The sequence below is a fragment of the Georgenia sp. genome, from assembly GCF_054605595.1.
In genome coordinates this window covers 1-16,508 of sequence record NZ_JBTSDU010000003.1, presented here as the reverse complement: position 1 = coordinate 16,508, position 16,508 = coordinate 1, and the positions used below count along the sequence as shown (strand labels likewise).

The 16,508-nt window shown below is 67.3% G+C and carries 19 protein-coding genes and 1 pseudogene; 8 read left to right on the top strand and 12 right to left on the bottom strand.

Features of this window, described 5'->3' with window-relative positions; all coding sequences use genetic code 11:
- Nucleotides 1-56: 56 nt before the first annotated feature.
- Both ACYC1Z_RS00725 and ACYC1Z_RS00720 read left to right on the top strand, forming a co-directional pair.
- Nucleotides 57-326: a type II toxin-antitoxin system Phd/YefM family antitoxin gene (locus ACYC1Z_RS00725; RefSeq protein WP_461407643.1), complete on the top strand. Its 270-nt coding sequence runs from the start codon at nt 57-59 to the stop codon at nt 324-326.
- Nucleotides 327-596, top strand: coding sequence for a type II toxin-antitoxin system RelE family toxin (locus ACYC1Z_RS00720; RefSeq protein ID WP_461407642.1), 270 nt, complete (start codon nt 327-329; stop codon nt 594-596).
- A gap of 96 nt (nt 597-692) precedes the next feature.
- Here ACYC1Z_RS00720 and ACYC1Z_RS00715 read toward each other — a convergent pair whose 3' ends face one another.
- The 3 genes from ACYC1Z_RS00715 to ACYC1Z_RS00705 all read right to left on the bottom strand — a co-directional run bounded on the left by ACYC1Z_RS00715 (nt 693) and on the right by ACYC1Z_RS00705 (nt 2,673).
- On the bottom strand, nt 693-977 hold the full coding sequence (locus ACYC1Z_RS00715; protein ID WP_461407641.1) for a DUF302 domain-containing protein: 285 nt from the start codon (nt 975-977) through the stop codon (nt 693-695).
- A 202-nt stretch (nt 978-1,179) separates the two neighbouring features.
- Nucleotides 1,180-1,632, bottom strand: coding sequence for a hypothetical protein (locus ACYC1Z_RS00710; protein ID WP_461407640.1), 453 nt, complete (start codon nt 1,630-1,632; stop codon nt 1,180-1,182).
- A gap of 48 nt (nt 1,633-1,680) precedes the next feature.
- Nucleotides 1,681-2,673, bottom strand: a complete 993-nt coding sequence (locus tag ACYC1Z_RS00705; protein WP_461407639.1) for an SDR family oxidoreductase — start codon at nt 2,671-2,673, stop codon at nt 1,681-1,683.
- 126 nt (nt 2,674-2,799) lie between these two features.
- Between ACYC1Z_RS00705 and ACYC1Z_RS00700 the strand changes: the two genes are divergently transcribed.
- Complete coding sequence (locus ACYC1Z_RS00700; protein ID WP_461407638.1) at nt 2,800-3,480, top strand: TetR/AcrR family transcriptional regulator; 681 nt, start codon at nt 2,800-2,802, stop codon at nt 3,478-3,480.
- 228 nt (nt 3,481-3,708) lie between these two features.
- Here ACYC1Z_RS00700 and ACYC1Z_RS00695 read toward each other — a convergent pair whose 3' ends face one another.
- The 4 genes from ACYC1Z_RS00695 to ACYC1Z_RS00680 form a co-directional block, all read right to left on the bottom strand.
- Nucleotides 3,709-4,086: a type II toxin-antitoxin system death-on-curing family toxin gene (locus tag ACYC1Z_RS00695; RefSeq protein ID WP_461407637.1), complete on the bottom strand. Its 378-nt coding sequence runs from the start codon at nt 4,084-4,086 to the stop codon at nt 3,709-3,711.
- The gene (locus tag ACYC1Z_RS00690) at nt 4,083-4,280 is read right to left on the bottom strand and encodes a ribbon-helix-helix domain-containing protein (protein WP_461407690.1); all 198 of its coding nucleotides are present in this window, start codon (nt 4,278-4,280) and stop codon (nt 4,083-4,085) included. Before ACYC1Z_RS00690 ends, ACYC1Z_RS00695 begins: the two co-directional genes overlap by 4 nt.
- 967 nt (nt 4,281-5,247) lie before the next feature.
- The gene (locus ACYC1Z_RS00685; protein ID WP_461407636.1) at nt 5,248-5,763 is read right to left on the bottom strand and encodes a hypothetical protein; all 516 of its coding nucleotides are present in this window, start codon (nt 5,761-5,763) and stop codon (nt 5,248-5,250) included.
- Nucleotides 5,760-6,440 carry a hypothetical protein gene (locus ACYC1Z_RS00680; RefSeq protein WP_461407635.1) on the bottom strand — a complete coding sequence of 227 codons (681 nt, stop codon included), beginning with the start codon at nt 6,438-6,440 and terminating at the stop codon, nt 5,760-5,762. Before ACYC1Z_RS00680 ends, ACYC1Z_RS00685 begins: the two co-directional genes overlap by 4 nt.
- A gap of 729 nt (nt 6,441-7,169) precedes the next feature.
- Between ACYC1Z_RS00680 and ACYC1Z_RS00675 the strand changes: the two are divergent.
- Nucleotides 7,170-7,526, top strand: a pseudogene (locus ACYC1Z_RS00675) (IS110 family transposase); the annotation flags it as partial.
- A gap of 131 nt (nt 7,527-7,657) precedes the next feature.
- Here ACYC1Z_RS00675 and ACYC1Z_RS00670 read toward each other — a convergent pair.
- Nucleotides 7,658-7,924 carry a hypothetical protein gene (locus tag ACYC1Z_RS00670; protein ID WP_461407634.1) on the bottom strand — a complete coding sequence of 89 codons (267 nt, stop codon included), beginning with the start codon at nt 7,922-7,924 and terminating at the stop codon, nt 7,658-7,660.
- Nucleotides 7,925-7,952: 28 nt separating this feature from the next.
- On the opposite strand from ACYC1Z_RS00670, the gene ACYC1Z_RS00665 reads away from it, so the two are divergent.
- Nucleotides 7,953-8,447, top strand: a complete 495-nt coding sequence (locus ACYC1Z_RS00665) for a hypothetical protein (RefSeq protein WP_461407633.1) — start codon at nt 7,953-7,955, stop codon at nt 8,445-8,447.
- Between the two features lie 68 nt (nt 8,448-8,515).
- Here ACYC1Z_RS00665 and ACYC1Z_RS00660 read toward each other — a convergent pair whose 3' ends face one another.
- From ACYC1Z_RS00660 to ACYC1Z_RS00650, 3 genes are all read right to left on the bottom strand, one after another.
- The gene (locus ACYC1Z_RS00660) at nt 8,516-9,769 is read right to left on the bottom strand and encodes an AlbA family DNA-binding domain-containing protein (RefSeq protein ID WP_461407632.1); all 1,254 of its coding nucleotides are present in this window, start codon (nt 9,767-9,769) and stop codon (nt 8,516-8,518) included.
- A gap of 145 nt (nt 9,770-9,914) precedes the next feature.
- Nucleotides 9,915-10,370: a hypothetical protein gene (locus ACYC1Z_RS00655; protein ID WP_461407631.1), complete on the bottom strand. Its 456-nt coding sequence runs from the start codon at nt 10,368-10,370 to the stop codon at nt 9,915-9,917.
- A 215-nt stretch (nt 10,371-10,585) separates the two neighbouring features.
- Nucleotides 10,586-11,044 (bottom strand): DUF732 domain-containing protein, encoded by a 459-nt coding sequence (locus tag ACYC1Z_RS00650; RefSeq protein WP_461407630.1) that lies wholly within the window; start codon nt 11,042-11,044, stop codon nt 10,586-10,588.
- A 421-nt stretch (nt 11,045-11,465) separates the two neighbouring features.
- Between ACYC1Z_RS00650 and mobF the strand changes: the two genes are divergently transcribed.
- A complete protein-coding gene (gene mobF, locus ACYC1Z_RS00645; protein WP_461407629.1) occupies nt 11,466-14,027 on the top strand; it encodes a MobF family relaxase in 2,562 nt (853 codons plus the stop codon).
- On the opposite strand, the gene ACYC1Z_RS00640 is transcribed toward mobF, so the two are convergent.
- Nucleotides 14,017-14,637 (bottom strand): helix-turn-helix domain-containing protein, encoded by a 621-nt coding sequence (locus tag ACYC1Z_RS00640; RefSeq protein WP_461407628.1) that lies wholly within the window; start codon nt 14,635-14,637, stop codon nt 14,017-14,019. The genes mobF and ACYC1Z_RS00640 overlap by 11 nt on opposite strands.
- 117 nt (nt 14,638-14,754) lie before the next feature.
- Here ACYC1Z_RS00640 and ACYC1Z_RS00635 point away from each other — a divergent pair, with 117 nt between their 5' ends.
- Together ACYC1Z_RS00635 and ACYC1Z_RS00630 are read left to right on the top strand one after the other, a co-directional pair.
- Complete coding sequence (locus ACYC1Z_RS00635) at nt 14,755-14,994, top strand: helix-turn-helix domain-containing protein (RefSeq protein WP_461407627.1); 240 nt, start codon at nt 14,755-14,757, stop codon at nt 14,992-14,994.
- Nucleotides 14,995-15,051: 57 nt separating this feature from the next.
- Nucleotides 15,052-16,173, top strand: a complete 1,122-nt coding sequence (locus tag ACYC1Z_RS00630) for a tyrosine-type recombinase/integrase (protein ID WP_461407626.1) — start codon at nt 15,052-15,054, stop codon at nt 16,171-16,173.
- Nucleotides 16,174-16,508 lie beyond the last annotated feature (335 nt).

Here is a 16,508-nt window from a genome sequence, read left to right as displayed (position 1 = left end):
TCATCGTGGACGATGAGGCCCGAGTTTTGCCCAACATTTTGGCTACAATGAGGGCCATGACTGCTGTACCCCTTGGCGACGCGCGAGACCGGCTCTCCGAGTACGTCTCGGCGGTCGAACGCACCCATCAACGCGTGATAATCACCCGTCATGGCCACCCGGCCGCGGTCCTCATCTCCGCCGACGATCTCGCCGCCATCGAGGAGACCCTGGAGATCCTTGGAACACCCGGCGCTGCCGAAGCCATTCACGAGGGCCTCGCCGACGCCGCCGCAGGCCGCTTCGCCGACAACGACGCACTCAAGTCCCGCTACGGGATTGCCTGAGTGGAGGAGCGGTACTCGATCCGAGTCACGGCTCGAGCCGAACGCGATCTACAGCGGTTACCCGAGAAGATCGCCACCGCCTGCGTCGAGTTCATCTTCGAGCCTCTCGCTGAGAATCCAAAGCGAGTAGGCAAGCCCCTCCGCGGCGAACTCGGCGGCCTGCACTCCGCCCGCCGAGGTGACTACCGGGTGATCTACGGCGTCGTTGAAGACGCCCACACGGTGGAGATCGTGCATATCGACCGACGCAGCGACGTCTACAGGCGATGAAGGGGCGTTCGCCGTCCCGGTGGCCGATCGGTCTGTGGTGATCGCCTATGAACCCTTTCGGAGCGCCGACGACACATCGGCAACGCTGTCGGTGAGTCAGACCCCCAACGCATCATCAATGATCTTGATTAGCCCCGACAGCCCGGCCATCTTGCCCGCCGCGACACCGTGCCGGGCTGCTAGAGCCGCCGGTGCGGTGTAGACGACCTCGACGACGACGTCGCCAGCCTGACGGACCAACACTCGAGACGGCAGGTCCAATGCCACGTCCGGAGCCGCCAGCATGACGGGCGTCCCGACTGCGGGGTTGCCGAAAATCACCGCGGTCGTCGAGGGCATGTGCAGGCCAGCACCCTCGGCACCGGCCGCATGGTCGATCACGGCAAGATCTTCGCCCCGTGGGCAACGATCTGACCTCTCAACCGTGCAAGCGTGTCGGCGAAGTCGTACGGGCTCGTATGTACGACCACGGCACTGCCGGCTGAGTTCGCCTTCGGTTCCATGTGCTCCTACCCTTTGAACTCCATCATTGCGCGGCACGGCCCCAGCACACCAAGCTCTCGTGGGTGCTGACACCGGCGCGTTATGCGGTTGTACGGCGACGGGCCGTCGGTGTGTTGCGGGATGCTCGGACTTGCCGTGCACTGCACGCTGCGATGAGGCAGCCGGTCACTGGAAGGATGAAGATGCCGATCGTCATCATGCCAAGCAGCGTGAATGCCGTCAGGAGGCCCACGGCGGTCCACGCTGTGGCGCCGGGGCCCCGTTCGAGACCCCGGCGCCACAGCAGGGCGGCAACGATGAGAGTGATCACCAGGGGGATCGCTGCATAGGTCAATACCCACCAGCCGTTGATATCGACCAGAGAAGCGGTATCGGTCACCTCGGTACCGGTCTTCGAGTCGACGCTCACGCCGGAATACAGAGGCGCGACGATGGCCCCGATTGGCAACACGATGGCCGACCAGGTTCCAGCGATCGCTAGCAGGATCCACTCCGCGGTGTGGTAGCGCTTTGTGTCCGTGTCTTCAGTCATGTTGATTCTCCCAGGTGGAGGCCGCCGTGGACGCCAGGTGTGTCTGGGTCACAGACAGTTTCGAACGGTGCGGTTCGGGTCCGGGTGCCATTTCGTTGAGCGGTAGTGGCGGTTGATCTCGTTGGCGTAGTGGAGGCCCAGGTCGGGTCCGCGTTGGGTGATCCAGTCGGTGAGGCGGGTGGTCCCGGTCGTTGGCGCGTCGGAGTCGGCCAGGCCGTCGGTCATGGCGTGGTATTCGTCGGCTGTCAGCAATCGGTCTCGCAACACTGCGCCGAGGAGGTTGGCGGTGATGGTCAGCACGGGGGCCGGAAGCGGAACCAGCAGTGCTTTGCTACCTACTGTTGCGCGTATCGCCTCGACGAGCTCGCGGAAGGTCGGCCGCTCGGGGCCGACCGCATCGACGGTGACCGTGTCGGTGCGGTTGCCCACATCCGTGCACAACTGGGCCAGATCGTCGACATGGATGCCGCGTATCCGGTAGTCGCCGCGGCCACCGATCGCGAAGATTGGCACGCGTCGTAGCAGCCAGGCGATGTTGTTGATCAGGACGCCGCCGCCGCCGAACAGTATTGCCGGCCGCGCGATGACATGCGGTATGCCTATCTCCTGGAGGATGTGTTCGACCTGCGCCTTGCCCCGGAAGTACGGGTACGGCGACTCGAGCGCGGCGTGCGTGATCGAGACGTGGACGATCCGTTGGATCCCCGCGGCCGCGGCCGCATGGAACAGTGTGCGGCTGTTGGCGACAGCGGCGGCGTGATCGACCCGGCCGTGGGCGAAGCGCACCCAGTAGGTGTTGTAGAGGGTGTGCGCGCCGCACATGGACGCGGTCAGCTCTGCAGAGTCGTCGAGATCGAGCGGCCGCACGACGATATCCAAATCTGCCGGTGCCCGCTCGGGGTGGTTCGTCAGAGTGCGCACCTGCCGTCCACGTGCGCGCAGTGACGCTGCGATCGCGGCGCCGGAGCAGCCGAACGCACCGGTGACAACGTCACGGTCGGTGCCGGAAGTAGTTGGATGGCTCGGCCGAGGATTCGTCATATCTGTTCGCACCTCCCCGATCAGTCGCACTTCACCGCAGTTGAGCAGTCGCTCAACTGCGAGGATAGGCTAAATTGAGCAGACGCTCAAGACTGGTGATCCACGCGATAGGAAGGCAATCGGCAGATGACCCGCACGGCCCGGACCCCTACACCGCGACCGGCCGCAAATCGGCTGAGAAACGCAGTCGACACGAAGACCCGCCTGCTCGACGCCGCACGACAGGTCGTGTGTGACGTAGGGCTGGCTGGGGCATCCGCCCGCACCATCGCTGCCCGAGCCGGAGCCAACCAGGCGCTGATCTTCTACCACTTCCACACCGTCAGCGAGCTCATCGAAGCAGCCTCGAACCGCGCGGTCGACGAAGCGGTAGGCCACTACCGCGAAGCGTTCGCCGAGGCGTCCACGCTCGACAGCCTGCTGGACATCGGGCGGGAGCTGCAGGATCGGGAACGCGATATCGGCAATGTGACGTTCATGGCTCAGATACTCTCCGGAGCCCCGCACGACCCGGTTCTGGCCAGGGCAGCCCGCTACGCGATGTCGACCTGGACCGGCGAGGTCCACATTGCACTCGACCGCGTTCTCGGCGGCGCGGTGGTCGGCGGCCTCGTCGACTTGAATGGCCTCGCGCACCTAGTCAGCGCGGGGTTCATCGGTCTCGAGCTCTACGGCGCGGCCGACCCGCCTGCGGCCGCAGCGGCACTGTCGACCGTCGACGCACTGGGCCACCTCGTGGACCGGCCGAACACGCTCGGCCCCGTCGCTCACCGCGCCCTGAAAACCGCAACGCGACACCGCTTATAACCGGCTTCCCACCGGTCCACGTCATCGGCTTCCTTGGCCATAAGCGGAACCATCACCGACGACGAGACGAACGACCGCGGCGGCGACCGTCCGATGATGTCCTCCTGTCCCGCCGGGGTGTGCCATGCGGAGCAACCAGGACGCGTCGCCGATAGCCGATCGTCACGCGGAGCGTGACCAGTGCGGGATCCTCCTACGACGCCCTACGCCACAGCGGACTCGGCGGGCCTATCGTCTGTGGCTACCGCCCCGGATCCGCTCCGCGAGCTCGGAAATCTCGTCGAGCTGGCCCTCGGCCACCGCCATGACCAGCTCGTACGCCTCGTCATTGGTGAGGGTGAGTCGCACACCATTGATCCCGAGGAAGGCGATGGTGGCCGCCAGGGCCAGTCGCTTGTTCCCGTCCACCAGGGCGTGGTTGCGCGCGAGCGAGTGCAGAAGAGCAGCGGCCTTCTCCTCGAGGCTGGGATATGCATCGCCCCCGAACACGGAGGCCTGCGGACGCGCCAGAGCAGACTGCAGCAACCCGTATTCCCTGACGGGCGCCGCGCTGCCAAGAGCTCGCTCTGCAACGTGCAGCAACTCGGGCAGCGTCAAGTAGATCACTGTCCGAGTCGCTCCAGAGCCTCTGCGTACCGGGGCAGTTCCTCGTCGAGAACCCGGTCGAGCAGCTCGGTGCGACTGTGGTTCTCGACGTACTCGCGTACCGCTTGCCGGGCGACGTCCTGCATCGAACGGGCCTCGCGTTCGGCGCGCAGACGCAACGCGTCAGCTTCGCCGTCGGACAACCGCAGAGTCATGGCCATGAATCCATGGTATCACCAGTGACACCACAGCTGGATCCCGCTCAGGGGTCCGCTTCCGGCTCGCGATGCTCATGCGGGGAGCTCTGGTACGAGAACCACCAGCGGGACGCTCGCAGCCAAGAGGTACTGCCACCGGTCGAGCGTCCCGTAAGACCCGACCGGTGGCGAGTCCCGGAATGGTGCCCCCTACGGGGCCTGGTCTGCGTCCGAGTTCCTTGCTCGGCTCGTGAAGGAGCTCATCTCCAACGGCCGGCTTGTCACCTATTCGCTTTGTCAAGGACGCGATCACTGCGCCGACACTGGTCTCACCCATGACGGGTTCAGTGGGCTCGGGCCCAGCAGGGACTCCGTTGGGGTCCTGGGCTCCGGACGCGATCGGCTCCAGAGATCTTGCCTCCGGAGCACCCCGCTCGAGCCATCAGGCTGAATCTCTTGCGGACTGTGTGCGGACTGGGAGCCCCTACATGCCGACCTGCGCAAACGCGCCGATTCACACGTTGAAGCGGAACGATTCCGGACGTTTTTGGCTGTTTTCGATCGTCGTCGAAAGGTGACGAAAACATGCTCTGACCTGCACGAACGTCACTATCGGACCGTTGGGTCTCGTTGGCCGTCATCGGGCTCCGCCGGACTTCTTGCGGACTGTTTGCGGACTGCTGCACTCACGGCGCGACTCGAGTGACGGCGGCCTCGAAGAGCGTCAGAGGCGACTTGCTCGGCCTTCTCGGTCGCCGCGGCACCCACCGGCTTGGAATCGTAACGGTCCTGGTTCCGAGACGCCGTCGAGGCGAGACAGCTCGACCGGGGTGAGGACCGTCGCCTGTTGGACGCGAGCGAGCGGGGGGTCAGCGCCAAGGCAGCTCACCGATCACCGCGACCGCCGGCCCGCTGCGCCACGTCGCCCAGGAAGGCGGAGCGCCAACCGACTCCTCAGTTGTCAGGATCGTCGGTCCAGGTGACATCACATCGTTGTTGGCGGCTCTGCGGTGTCAGTAGAGCCTGCAGCCTCGGGAGCCTCACGCGTGGGCTCCATCACCTCTGGGTATGCACTGAGGTCAAAGGAGACCTCATGCGGCCTCAAGAGTGGCAGTGGTGAGAGTCTGCCGGGGAGGCGGTTACCGAGGTCGGAAACGGCTTGGCGGAGGTAGGGGTACAACGCCATGAAGGCGGCACGGTCGCCGAACTCCTGCACGGCGTCGCGGTACATCCGGACGGGTCGGCCGAGATCGTAGATGATGGCGGCGTCTACGACGATCTGTCCGGATGGGTAGGGAACCCGGACGGAGCAGCGGTAGTCGATCCCGGTGGGCCGGGGTCGGATCGCGGTGCCGAACTCCAGTTCGACGGAGCCCTCGTCGTCGCGTGGCTCAACGGTGTCGTCGTACTCGACCAGACACCGGTAGAACACGATGTCTTGCACCTGCATGTGCTCAACGAACTCCGTGGCCTCGCGGAGCTCAAGGACCTCGTCTGTCATGACACTCGCTCCAGCCAGACCGCTCCGGAGCGCGGGCCGACAGCTGCGAGTGTCTGCGCGCTCCGTGTGTGATAGATCGTCGCGGAGGACGAACGCTGGTAGTCGATCTGGCCGTACTTGCCGCGCGCAGCCGTGCCGGAGGGCACAGTCATGAAGTAGAGCGTAACCGGGTTGGACGTCTCGACCTGGCGGAGCATCTGGGCGTTGAACCAGGTCACAGCGGCCGCGTCCAAAGGTGCCGGCTGGCCCGCGATAGTGCCGGGGCGTGTCGTTGCCACCCATGCGTACACGTCTGCCCAACGCCAGAGTCGTTGCGGCTTTCCTGGGGAGCCAACGACCGTGTGGTGCTTGGGGAATGGAAGCCCGACGTCATTCGTCGGGTTGGCCCAGACCCTCGGCGTCTCACGGCTGACATCGAGGCGGGCGGCGATCTCGGACGTGTTCACGAGGTCCTCATCGAGGCGGTCAACAGCGATGCCGCCGACCTGGCAGATGTGGTCGTGAAAGATCTTGAGGGCGTCCTCCCCGGATGCTGCCTCAACCTCCACCTCGAGAGTGGTGACACCGTCCATGTCGCCTGGGGTGATGTCGAAGTCCTCGGTGAAGAGGCGGTCCAGCTGGTCGAAGTCCCCAACGTCGAGGCCGGTGACCACGGCTGCGAAACCGAAGATTGCCATCTCACTCCTTCTGATGCATTGGCACCCACGACGCGGGCGCCTCTTGAGGGCCGTCACGTGGTGGGTAGTACTAGCAACCTAGTAGATCCACTTGGCAACTGCCAACAGAATGGGACCAGGTTCACTCACGGCTTGACGCGGTCCGGTGCGTGACCATGTCGGCACTTCCGCGCCTGCTTCCACAGTCCACGCGCTGGGTTCTTCGCCGTTCCCCACACGGAGTTGCGGCAGCCGTCGCCGCATCGCAGGACTCCGACCGCGTGAGCCGAGTTGCCCACATCCGTGTCGTAGGTCCATCCGAACTCCTCGCAGAGCTTCTTGATCGCCTTCTTGGCGTCGGAGTCACTCGGCCAGCCGCCCACTGGCAATCACCTTCCTCGCTGCTGGGACGTTTCGGGCGGACATGGCACCGAAGTCTGCCATCGGAGCACGCGAAGAGCCAGGTTGCCTCGCCTGATGAGCGGGCAAAGTACCTGACCGCCGAGGCTGGCACGATCGTTGTCGGCGGGGACGCTATCCGGACCATTGTCGCCCGGCTGGCGGACGGTGATGACATGCCGCCGAGGACTACACCGCCGCTGCCTCCGGTGAGGTGCGCACCGCTAGACGGTATGACATGACCGCCGTCGTTGTGGCGGGGGTTGCGGGCCGGGGCCTCGCTCACGAGATTCGTGGGTTACCGAGCAGGGGCTGCCTGCTCGGCCTATCCGACATTCGTGGGAGGCCCCGGTGTTTACTGAGCGTACGAGCGTGGGGCTCGACGTGCATGCACGATCGGTCGTCGCGGCAGCGATCGACGACGTCACGGGCGAGCTCGTGCAGGCCAGACTGACCCCGTCACACGAGCATGTTCGATCCTGGCTGGGCGGCCTGCCGGGCCCGGTGGCAGTGGCCTACGAGGCCGGGCCAACCGGGTTCGGGCTGGCGCGGTTCCTGACCGCGGCGGGGATCCGGTGCGAGGTCGTGGCGCCGTCGAAGCTCCAGCGTCCCAGCGGGGACCGGGTCAAGACCGACGCCAAGGACGCGCTCCATCTCGCGCGGTTGCTGCGGCTGGACGAGTTCACGCGCGCACAGACACCGACCGCGTCGAGTTCGACGCCCGTAGAGGGAGCGCACCTCGTCGCGAATGCGCATTGCGTCCGCAATGCGCCAGTGGCGGCGCCCAGACGTGGTTCCCCGAAGGGATCCCGCTGGAGGCCGCCGTCGTCGGCACTCTGTCAGGACGCTCCGGGTTCGAGATAGCCGATCGGACCACCGCTGTTCACGACGATCCGGCTGCCCATGATCTGCTTCGCCATCGCACGCAGGTGCCCAGGGGTGTCCCCACGGAACATGGGTACACCTCCAGGGTGGATGCGACCGAGGAGTTGGCCGGCGAACTGGTGCCGCGGCACGCGCTCATCTGGGCGGCCATGGTCAACCTTCTCGAGGATGCGGTACACGGCGGCCGGGAACGTCGCGACTGTGACGACGAGCAGTCTCATCGCAGATGGCTGGGTCCGCCCGGTGCCCGTGGACGAGCCTGCTCCGTTCCACGACTGGCTGGTTCTGCAGGTGGGCCGCGACGACGTCGTGGGCGACCTCGCAGGCGACTACACAGCCGGTGTCCGAGGCAGTGACCATCGCATCGCACGCACCCCGGACGACCTGCTCGCGATCTTCCACGAAATCTCGCATTCAGCCGAGGCCTACGACACGGTGGTCATCGCGATCGCGGAGTGGATGAAGGCGGAGCCATCGTCGGCACCCATCCGCACCAAGCGGGTTCGTCGGGATGTGAACGACCACGAGGGCTGGGGAGCCGGTGCCGGAACCGTGGAGCGCTACGAGTACCTGTGCCCCTGCGGCGACGGGGCGATCATCGAGGAACACGACAACATCCCGGGCTTCCGCGAGCACGACGTGCTATTCGACTGCGACAAGTGCCGAGCGGAATGGCGCTTCGTCGAAGGCAGGGGCGCGCGGGACTGGGCCCTACAACCCGTGTCCGTGAGCGCCTTCGCCTAAACCGGCGAGGCAGGACCGGCGCGCCGCATCGAGCCGAGGCGAGTCTGTGTCGGTGCGACGCGTGCGGATTACTCCGACTCGTCGCGGGCAGGCGGCTGGATCATCAGCACGTTCGAGATCCCGCCCTGATTCACGCAGTCCTGAGCGAAGTCGTGAACGTGCCAGAAGAAGTCCGCCGCCGGCTCGATGGCGTTCACGGTGGTCTCGACCGGCGTGTATCGGTGCAGCGGGACTGAAACGCCGTCATAGGTGAAGCCCATGTTGTCCGTCGTCAGGATCGTCAGCGGCTGCTCGCCGGTCCACTCGACCCCAAGGCGGACGTGGTATTCGTCGTTGTCGGTCGCCTCCGCTGTGGTCCTCATGAGCGCCATCAGGTCAGCGATGGCGCACTCGATGGCCGCAGACTCCACCTGCCAGCCGTAAAAGTACCCGTCGCCGCTCATACGATGCCCGCCGACCGCCGCGGCGACCGCCACCGAGCCGTCGTTGTGGATGCTCATCCACGCTTCCTTCCAGACCGAGCGTTCGCCGGTCGCCGTGTTCACGGCCACCCAGCGGCGCAATCCCGGACGCGGGTTGTCACGGTCAACGTTCTCTAGCGGGTGGACGCCTCGACGTCCGGCGTACATCAGGGCCAGTCCCACGGTCTTCGTCAACACCCCTCGCGCTTCCTCGCGAGTCAGTCGGTCACGGAATCGAGGGATGCGAGGGTGAGCAACTGCGATCAGCCAGGCGCGCTTGTCGGAATCCCGACCTGCTGCAGCCTCGTCGTACAGCCAATCCAACGCCTCGGTAGCGTGTCGGCGCTCCTCGAAACGAGCCCGGTACATCGCCTCGATCTGTCGCTCCTTCATCCACACCGTGTCTGAGTCGTTTCGGACCGGCGCCGCGAAGTAGTCGTTCTTGTAGATCAGATGAGGCCCGTCGATGCTCGCGGGCACCTCCACCACAACGGCCCGGTTCCCTTCGACACCGAGGCGATGCACGTTGAGTCCGAACACGGGCGGTGAGATGGCGGTGATCGCCGCACTCCGCAGGGAGCGCTCGTAGGCCTCGTCGAACTCACCCACATCGACTCGCCCGGTCGCCGCCTTCTGCGATTCGCGCACACCGAACACGATGACACCGCCGCCGCTGTTCGCCATCGCAGCAACATCCTTCGGGAAGTCCGTCTGCGGCAGGCCCTTCGCCGGCGGCAGCTCCGACTTCCAATCCAGATCGTTCGCCTCTGCGACATTTTCGGCTACCGCTGCATCGAGAAGGTCATCAGTCAGCGGCGACGGCGCGAGGCCGAGCGCCCGGTGTAGAGCGGTGAACGTCATACTCCCAACGTAGAGCGGAGCGCCCACACGCCTGTGGAACGAATCGCTCCCTCCGTGGCGCTCATGTCAATTTGCCCGCGAGGTGGTCTCGGTGCCTCATTGGGAAAGCCGCGAAATCGGGGTCGGTTCAGCCGGGGGCGCCGTGTCAGTCCGTGGAGCTGAGGCTTGGCGTCGGCGGCGCGGCCCGATCGACCGGCTGGTGCTTCATGCTCCACCTGGGGTCGACTGGCTGGTCCGGGACAGAACTCGCGTTGAGCTCGTTCTCGTACTCGGGCGCGGCCGCCATGAGCTCGTCTTCGGTCACGAACGAGTCCCACTCGAGAAGATACGGGCGGTGGCTGTCGACGCCGTCGTTGCACAGGACGTCGTCGTGCCAGTCGTAGTTCATCGTCGGGTCGTAGGAGCAGGTCCAGTAGGTGGGCTCGGGCGCACCTGCTGGCGCCGGCACCGGTGCGGGTGGCGCTTCGTCGATCGACTCGGTGCCAGGCGGCTCGTTGTCGTCGAACCATTCGTTCCCGTCCGTGCCGGAGTACCGGTCGTACCCAGTGCACCCGGCCAATGCGAAGCTCGTCGCGGCGACGACCAGCGCGCCTGCCATCATCCGTCGCACCACGGGCAGGCGCCTTTCGTCGGTGGCCGCGGAGTCGGCCTTGCGCAGAGCGTATCGACGCGTGGCCGAGGAATGGGCCGGGGCGCTCCCGTACTTCTCTCGACCGGTCGCGGAGTGGTCTGCCGGTAGGCCAGCCCGGCTTTGAGCCCCGGTGGTCGCGGGTTCGATTCCCTGCTCCCGGAGCCCGACGCATGGCGGTGTGGCGCTCAGCCGGCTGCGTACTCAGGGCAGAGCGTCCCAGATGCGTCACCCAGCACGGTCCCGACCTCCTCTGCGGTCGTCGCCTCGGGCAGGAGCGCCGCGACGATGATCGCCGCAGACTGCAGCGAGTCGCCGCGGTCGAAGGCGTCGCAGCCAGCGTGCCCCGCAGCGATCAAGTCCTCGTCGCTCGTTCCGGGAAGCACCTCGGCGTCGCGCAGCAGCTTGATGAACGTCCCCTCAGCCAGCACCCGGATGTAGCTCTCCTGCTCGGCGCGCGGCGGAAGATCCGAGGCGGCCGGCGACGTGCTGTTGGACGAAGGCGTTGCTGCGGCAGCCGTCGGCTCCGTGCTGGGCGTCTCGGCCGGCGCCGGCTCGGCCGTCGTGGCACCTGTCTCATCGGCGAGCGATGAGCAGGCGGACACCAGCAGGAGCGTCGCCGCCACAGCGGTCAGGGATCTGATCACCTGAGCATTCAACCGCACCCGCACGGCAGCAATGAGTCCTTGGACCCACCGTGGCTCGGTTGGGCCCGACCGGTGGCGAGTCCCAGGGCACGGGGCCGAGTCTGCGCCCAGGCTCCTTGCCCGGCTCGTGAAGGAACTCCCCCTCATCGGCCAGCCTGCCGATCTATCCGCGTCTGCCACTCTCGCCTGCTGCCATGCCCGATCCTCCAGTTCTCACTGGAAATCGTTGGCTCTCCACGGCCCCCATAATCTGCTCCCCGCTACTACCTCCCGGCCCTCCTCACACCCTCCCCATCGAGCGGCACGCATGCTACGAATGACGTAGATGGGCCGCCCGAGATCGGGCGGCCCACGCGGCATTTCTGGGGGTCCGTTTGATTTCGACGGACGTCGTGGAGGCGGTGGTCCCGTGCACGGTGGGGTGAAGTTCTACCGCGGCGCGGCGAGGGCTGCCCGGGCCTACGTCGAGCGCGATCGGTCCCGGGCCGACGACTACTACCTCGGTGAGGGAGCCGGCATCGCGGAGCGATTCACCGCGACGCCGGAAAGCGTCGACCACGCGGGTTCGATGGACGGCGAGACCTACGAGCAGTGGGTCGCCGGTGTCGACATTGACACCGGCCGTCCGAAGGGCTGGGTCCGGCAGGACGCGAACGCGCTGCGGTTCGTCGAGGTCACCGTCAACGGGCCCAAGACCTGGTCGCTGGCGGCTGCGCTCCATCCGGAGATCTCTGCCGCGCTGGACGCCGCGCAGGACAGGGCCGCCGCCGAGATCATCGGCTGGGTCGCCCGGCATGCGACGACGCGGGTCGGGCCGCGTGGGCGGCAGGTGCAGGTACCGGTCGAGCGGATCGAGGCCGCGGTCATCCGGCACTACACCTCGCGCGCCGGCGATCCGCACCGGCACCTTCACCTGCAGATCAACGCCCGCGTCTACGCGGCCGGTGCCTGGCGCGGCATCCACTCCGTCGGTATCCGCGACAGCATCGAGGCGATCAACGGCATCGGCCACGCCGCCGTCGCCACCCACCCACAGTTCCGGGCCGTACTCGCGGCGCACGGGTTGACGCTCGATCCGGCGACGAGCGAGATCCACCAGTTGGTCCCGTACGTCGGGGCATTCAGCGCCCGCACCGCGCAGATCCGACGGAACGTGGACCGCTACGAAGCCGACTGGCGGAACACGCACCGTGGCGAGGAGCCAGGCCCCCGGCTGCGCGAGCTATGGGACCGGCGCGCGTGGGCCGAAGCCCGCCCCGACAAGGTCGTCCCGAAGGACGGCCCCGAGCTCGTGGCCCGCTGGAACACCGAGCTGCGCGACCTTGGCTACCGCGACCCGACCGGAGCCGTTCCGCTCACAGCACCACGCCCGGGCTGGATCGACCGCGACGCCGCCGCATGCCTTGTCGTCTCCATCCTCGGGGCGAAGAGGTCGGCATGGAACGCCGCCGACCTCCGCGGGGCCACCGAGGTCCTCCTCGCACGTACCGGCCTCCTCGCTGATCCGGCCGCGCGAGCCGAGCTCGCCGAGGACATCACCGCCCGCGCCGTCACCCGATGCGTCACGCTGCTGGACCGGACCGATGTGCCCGAGCACATCCGCTCGTTCAGCTCGCCGCAGGTTCTCGAGGCCGAGGCCGACGTCGTCGCCCGGATGGCGCGCCGGGCGCACCCGGCCCGCACGCTCCGCCTCACCGCGCGTGGGCCGGCCCGGCTCGACCCGGCCCAAGGCGCCGTGATCGGTGCGCTGGCTGGCGACGGACCACTGGTGGTGGTCGAGGGCGCCGCCGGTGCGGGAAAGACCACGGCGCTTCGGGCTACGCAGCATCTGCTTTCCCGGCGGGGCCAACGGCTGATGGTCGTGACGCCGACGTTGAAGGCGGCGGAGGTCGCCGCCGTCGAGACGGGCGGCAACGGCCACTCCGCCGCCTGGCTGATCCACCAGCACGGATGGCGCTGGGACGCTGACGGCCACTGGGCTCGCCGCCCGAGCCCGGCTCCCGATCCCAGCGCCCAGCTCCAGCCCCGCGACCTGCTGCTCATCGACGAAGCCGGGATGCTCGACCAAGACACTGCCCGAGCACTGCTCACCATCGCCGACGAGGCCGGCGCACGGGTCGCGTTCGTCGGAGACCGGCACCAGCTTCCCGCCGTCGGGCGCGGCGGCGTGCTAGACCACGCGGCGGCGTGGGCGCACCCGACCGCCGTCGTCACCCTGGAGAAGGTGCGCCGGTTCACCGACCCCGAGTACGCGGCGTTGAGTCTGCGCATGCGCACGGGCGACGACGCCGGCCGGGTGTTCGACGCCCTCCACCGCCGCGGACACATCGCGATCCACGCCTCCGACGTCGAACGAACTGCCGCCCTCGCCGACGCCGGCGCCAGCGGCGATCTCGTGATCGCCGACACACGCGAACAGGTCGCGGACCTCAACGCGGCCATCCGGCACCAACGCCACCACGAAAGCGCACGCCCTGAGATCACGACTGCCGGCGGCGACCGAATCGGGATCGGAGACCGCGTCGCGACCCGACGCAACGATCCCGCCCTACAGGTCGCGAACCGCCAGACCTGGACCGTCGCCCGGGTCGGCAAGGATGGCAGCCTGCTCCTCCACGGCCGGGGGCGGGACCGGGAGATCCCGGCCGCCTACGCGACACGGTTCGTCGATCTCGCCTACGCCACCACCGTGCACGGCGCCCAGGGCAGCACCGTCACCAACGCCCACGTCGCCATCGGCGAACACACCGGCGCCGCATCGGCGTATGTCGCCATGACCCGCGGCCGGCAGACCAACGTCGCTCACCTCGTCGCCGAGAACGTCGACGTCGCCCGCGGTCAGTGGATCGAGATATTCAGCCGCGACCGCGCCGACCTCGGACCTGCGATGGCGCGCCGCCAGGCACGCGAGGCGATCGACCGCTACGGGCCCCAACGCCGTCGACCACCCACGGCCGCCCGCGACCGCAGCCTCAGTCTGTGACGGGAAGCCGGTACCAAGCCTTGCCTTTTCGTGGCCAGACGATGCCGATATCGGCCGCGATTCGCGCGTTGTACCCAGCGGGGTCAAGCGGTGAATCCTCACGGGAGGCCCCACCCTTGGCCTCGTCGATCAACGGCTGCCACGCCGCGCGGACCGAATCAGGAAGGCGCATGTTCGGCCACGCCTCGACCAACAAGGCGCCGTCGACAGTCTCGACGAGTACGTCGTCGGGGCCATGGCACAGCGCCAGCTCGTAGAACTCGATCCGCTCGGCGGGATCAGAAAGGTCCCAGATCTCCTTGCCGTCCGCGTATCCCATGAACGGGAAGAGCTGGACGCGGGAGAAGCACCGGGGCACCGGGACCTGCCACAGTCGGTTCGGCACCGCAAGCAACCCGAGCACGGGGTCCTCGAGGTAGACGAAGTCGACCCGGCGCTTCGCCGTGAGTTCCGCGTCCGCAGCGTCCAGCAAGCGCTCGACGACCTCCAGCGTCGGTGACTTCCGGCGCTTCTCGTACTCCGACACCGACGACTGCTGGGTCCTCGCCAACTCCGCCAACCGGCGCTGCGACAAGCCCGCCGCTTTCCGGGCGGCCTCAATCACCGTCATCCGCACCACCAGTCAATGATCGCCGATCATCGATTGGTGCGCCATGCGCACCTCCTTGTTGAGGCCGGAGACACCGGCCGACGACCCAGCCGGGTCGAGCACCGAGGAGCAACGACCATGACCGCATCACCGACCAGCCCCATCGAGAACCGTCCCATCAAGAACCCCGGCGACGAGATGCTCACCCTCCAGGAAGCCTGCGCCTTCCTCCGCATCCCCGAAGGCACCCTGCGCTACTGGCGCCACCTCGGCGCCGGACCGCACAGCTTCAAGATCGGCCGCCACGTCCGCTACTGGCGCGCCGACCTCATCCGCTGGCTCACCGAGCAGGCCAGCCGTCCACAGAACCACCGCTGACGCCCCGGCCCTCCGATCTCGGAGGAATCATGGAGTCATCCCGGAAGGAGCATCGACATGGCGGGCAGCATCGCCAAACGGGCCAACGGCAAGTGGCGGGCGAGGTACCGCGACGAGGCCGGCAAGGAACACTCACGGCACTTCGATCGCAAGATCGACGCCCAGCAGTGGCTGGATCAGGTCACCTCGGCGGTGGTCACCGGCACGTACGCCGATCCCCAGGCCGGACGGATCACGTTCGCCGCGTACTTCGGCGAGTGGTCGAACCGTCAGGTCTGGGCACACAACACCGTCCTCGCGATGTCGCTGGCGGCCAAATCGACACCCTTCGCGGCGACGGCGATCAGGCAGGTCCGCCGATCCGACGTCGAGGCCTGGGTCAAGCGGATGAACGCGGCGGGGCTTGCCCCCGGCACGATCAAGACGCGGTACGTCAACGTCAGGTCGGTGTTCCGCGCCGCCGTCAAGGACAGGGTGATCGGCTCCGACCCGACCGACGGCGTGCGTCTCCCCCGGCGCCGTCGCGCGGACGTCGCCATGTCGATCCCCACCCCGGAGGAGGTGGGCCAGCTCATGGCCGCAGCCGACGAACGGTTCCAGCCCTTCATCGCCCTCTGCGCGTTCGCCGGGTTGCGGCTCGGCGAAGCCGCGGGGGTCCAGCTCGGCGACGTGGACTTCCTGCGCAAGACCCTCAAGGTCTCCCGCCAGGTGCAGCGCCTCAACGGCGGGGAAATCGATATCCGGGCGCCGAAGTACGGCTCCGAGCGCGTCGTCTATCTGGCCGACAGCCTCGTCAACGTGCTCGCCAAGCACGTCGCCAAGTACGGCACTGCCGGGAAGAGTCGCTGGATCTTCGCCGGCGAGGAGGAAGGCCCACCGCACCAGAACACCGTCGGCTACTGGTGGCGTAAGACGCTTCGCGACGCCGGGCTGTCTGGGATCAAGCTGCACGACCTACGGCATTTCTACGCCTCCGGGCTGGTCGCGGCGGGGTGTGACGTCGTGACCGTCCAGCGCTCGCTCGGCCACTCGAAGGCGACGACGACCCTCAACACGTACGCCCACCTCTGGCCGACCGCCGAGGACCGCACGAGGAAGGCGGCGGAGTCGATCATGTCCGCGTCGCTTGGCGAGCCTGCCGCGCCTCCAGCCGAGTTGGCGACGAGCACGAACGGGTGAGCCGTGCCTTCGATCACAGATGTACCGCCCCCGGCGTCGCCTCGTTCGCCGCCGGTACACGCCCAGCGCGGGACGCGCGGAGCTGCCGATCAGCGAGCGGTCGCGCACGCCTCATGAAGTGTCATCACCGAGAGCCTCCAAGAAACCGACACGTCGATACAGTGCCCATTCCAGCGCTCGCCGCTCGCCGAGCAAAGCGCCACTCAGTGCGACTGGGAAGTCCGGGCTCAGACCTCCGGAAGTAGGGCCGCGTTGAGTGTTGAGATTTATGCGGGCGTGATCTGGTAGGTGATGGGGCGGCGGTCGCCCGGCGTGCGTGGTGGGGTGGTGTTGAG

Coding starts and splice junctions, on each gene's coding strand:
- ACYC1Z_RS00640 (WP_461407628.1), bottom strand. CDS start 14,637: ATGACGGTGATTGAGGCCGCCCGGAAAGCGGCGGGCTTGTCGCAGCGC.
- ACYC1Z_RS00705 (WP_461407639.1), bottom strand. CDS start 2,673: ATGACGAATCCTCGGCCGAGCCATCCAACTACTTCCGGCACCGACCGT.
- ACYC1Z_RS00655 (WP_461407631.1), bottom strand. CDS start 10,370: ATGATGGCAGGCGCGCTGGTCGTCGCCGCGACGAGCTTCGCATTGGCC.
- ACYC1Z_RS00700 (WP_461407638.1), top strand. CDS start 2,800: ATGACCCGCACGGCCCGGACCCCTACACCGCGACCGGCCGCAAATCGG.
- ACYC1Z_RS00635 (WP_461407627.1), top strand. CDS start 14,755: ATGACCGCATCACCGACCAGCCCCATCGAGAACCGTCCCATCAAGAAC.
- ACYC1Z_RS00690 (WP_461407690.1), bottom strand. CDS start 4,280: ATGACTCTGCGGTTGTCCGACGGCGAAGCTGACGCGTTGCGTCTGCGC.
- ACYC1Z_RS00710 (WP_461407640.1), bottom strand. CDS start 1,632: ATGACTGAAGACACGGACACAAAGCGCTACCACACCGCGGAGTGGATC.
- ACYC1Z_RS00725 (WP_461407643.1), top strand. CDS start 57: ATGACTGCTGTACCCCTTGGCGACGCGCGAGACCGGCTCTCCGAGTAC.
- ACYC1Z_RS00685 (WP_461407636.1), bottom strand. CDS start 5,763: ATGACAGACGAGGTCCTTGAGCTCCGCGAGGCCACGGAGTTCGTTGAG.
- ACYC1Z_RS00670 (WP_461407634.1), bottom strand. CDS start 7,924: ATGAGACTGCTCGTCGTCACAGTCGCGACGTTCCCGGCCGCCGTGTAC.
- ACYC1Z_RS00630 (WP_461407626.1), top strand. CDS start 15,052: ATGGCGGGCAGCATCGCCAAACGGGCCAACGGCAAGTGGCGGGCGAGG.
- ACYC1Z_RS00660 (WP_461407632.1), bottom strand. CDS start 9,769: ATGACGTTCACCGCTCTACACCGGGCGCTCGGCCTCGCGCCGTCGCCG.
- ACYC1Z_RS00680 (WP_461407635.1), bottom strand. CDS start 6,440: ATGGCAATCTTCGGTTTCGCAGCCGTGGTCACCGGCCTCGACGTTGGG.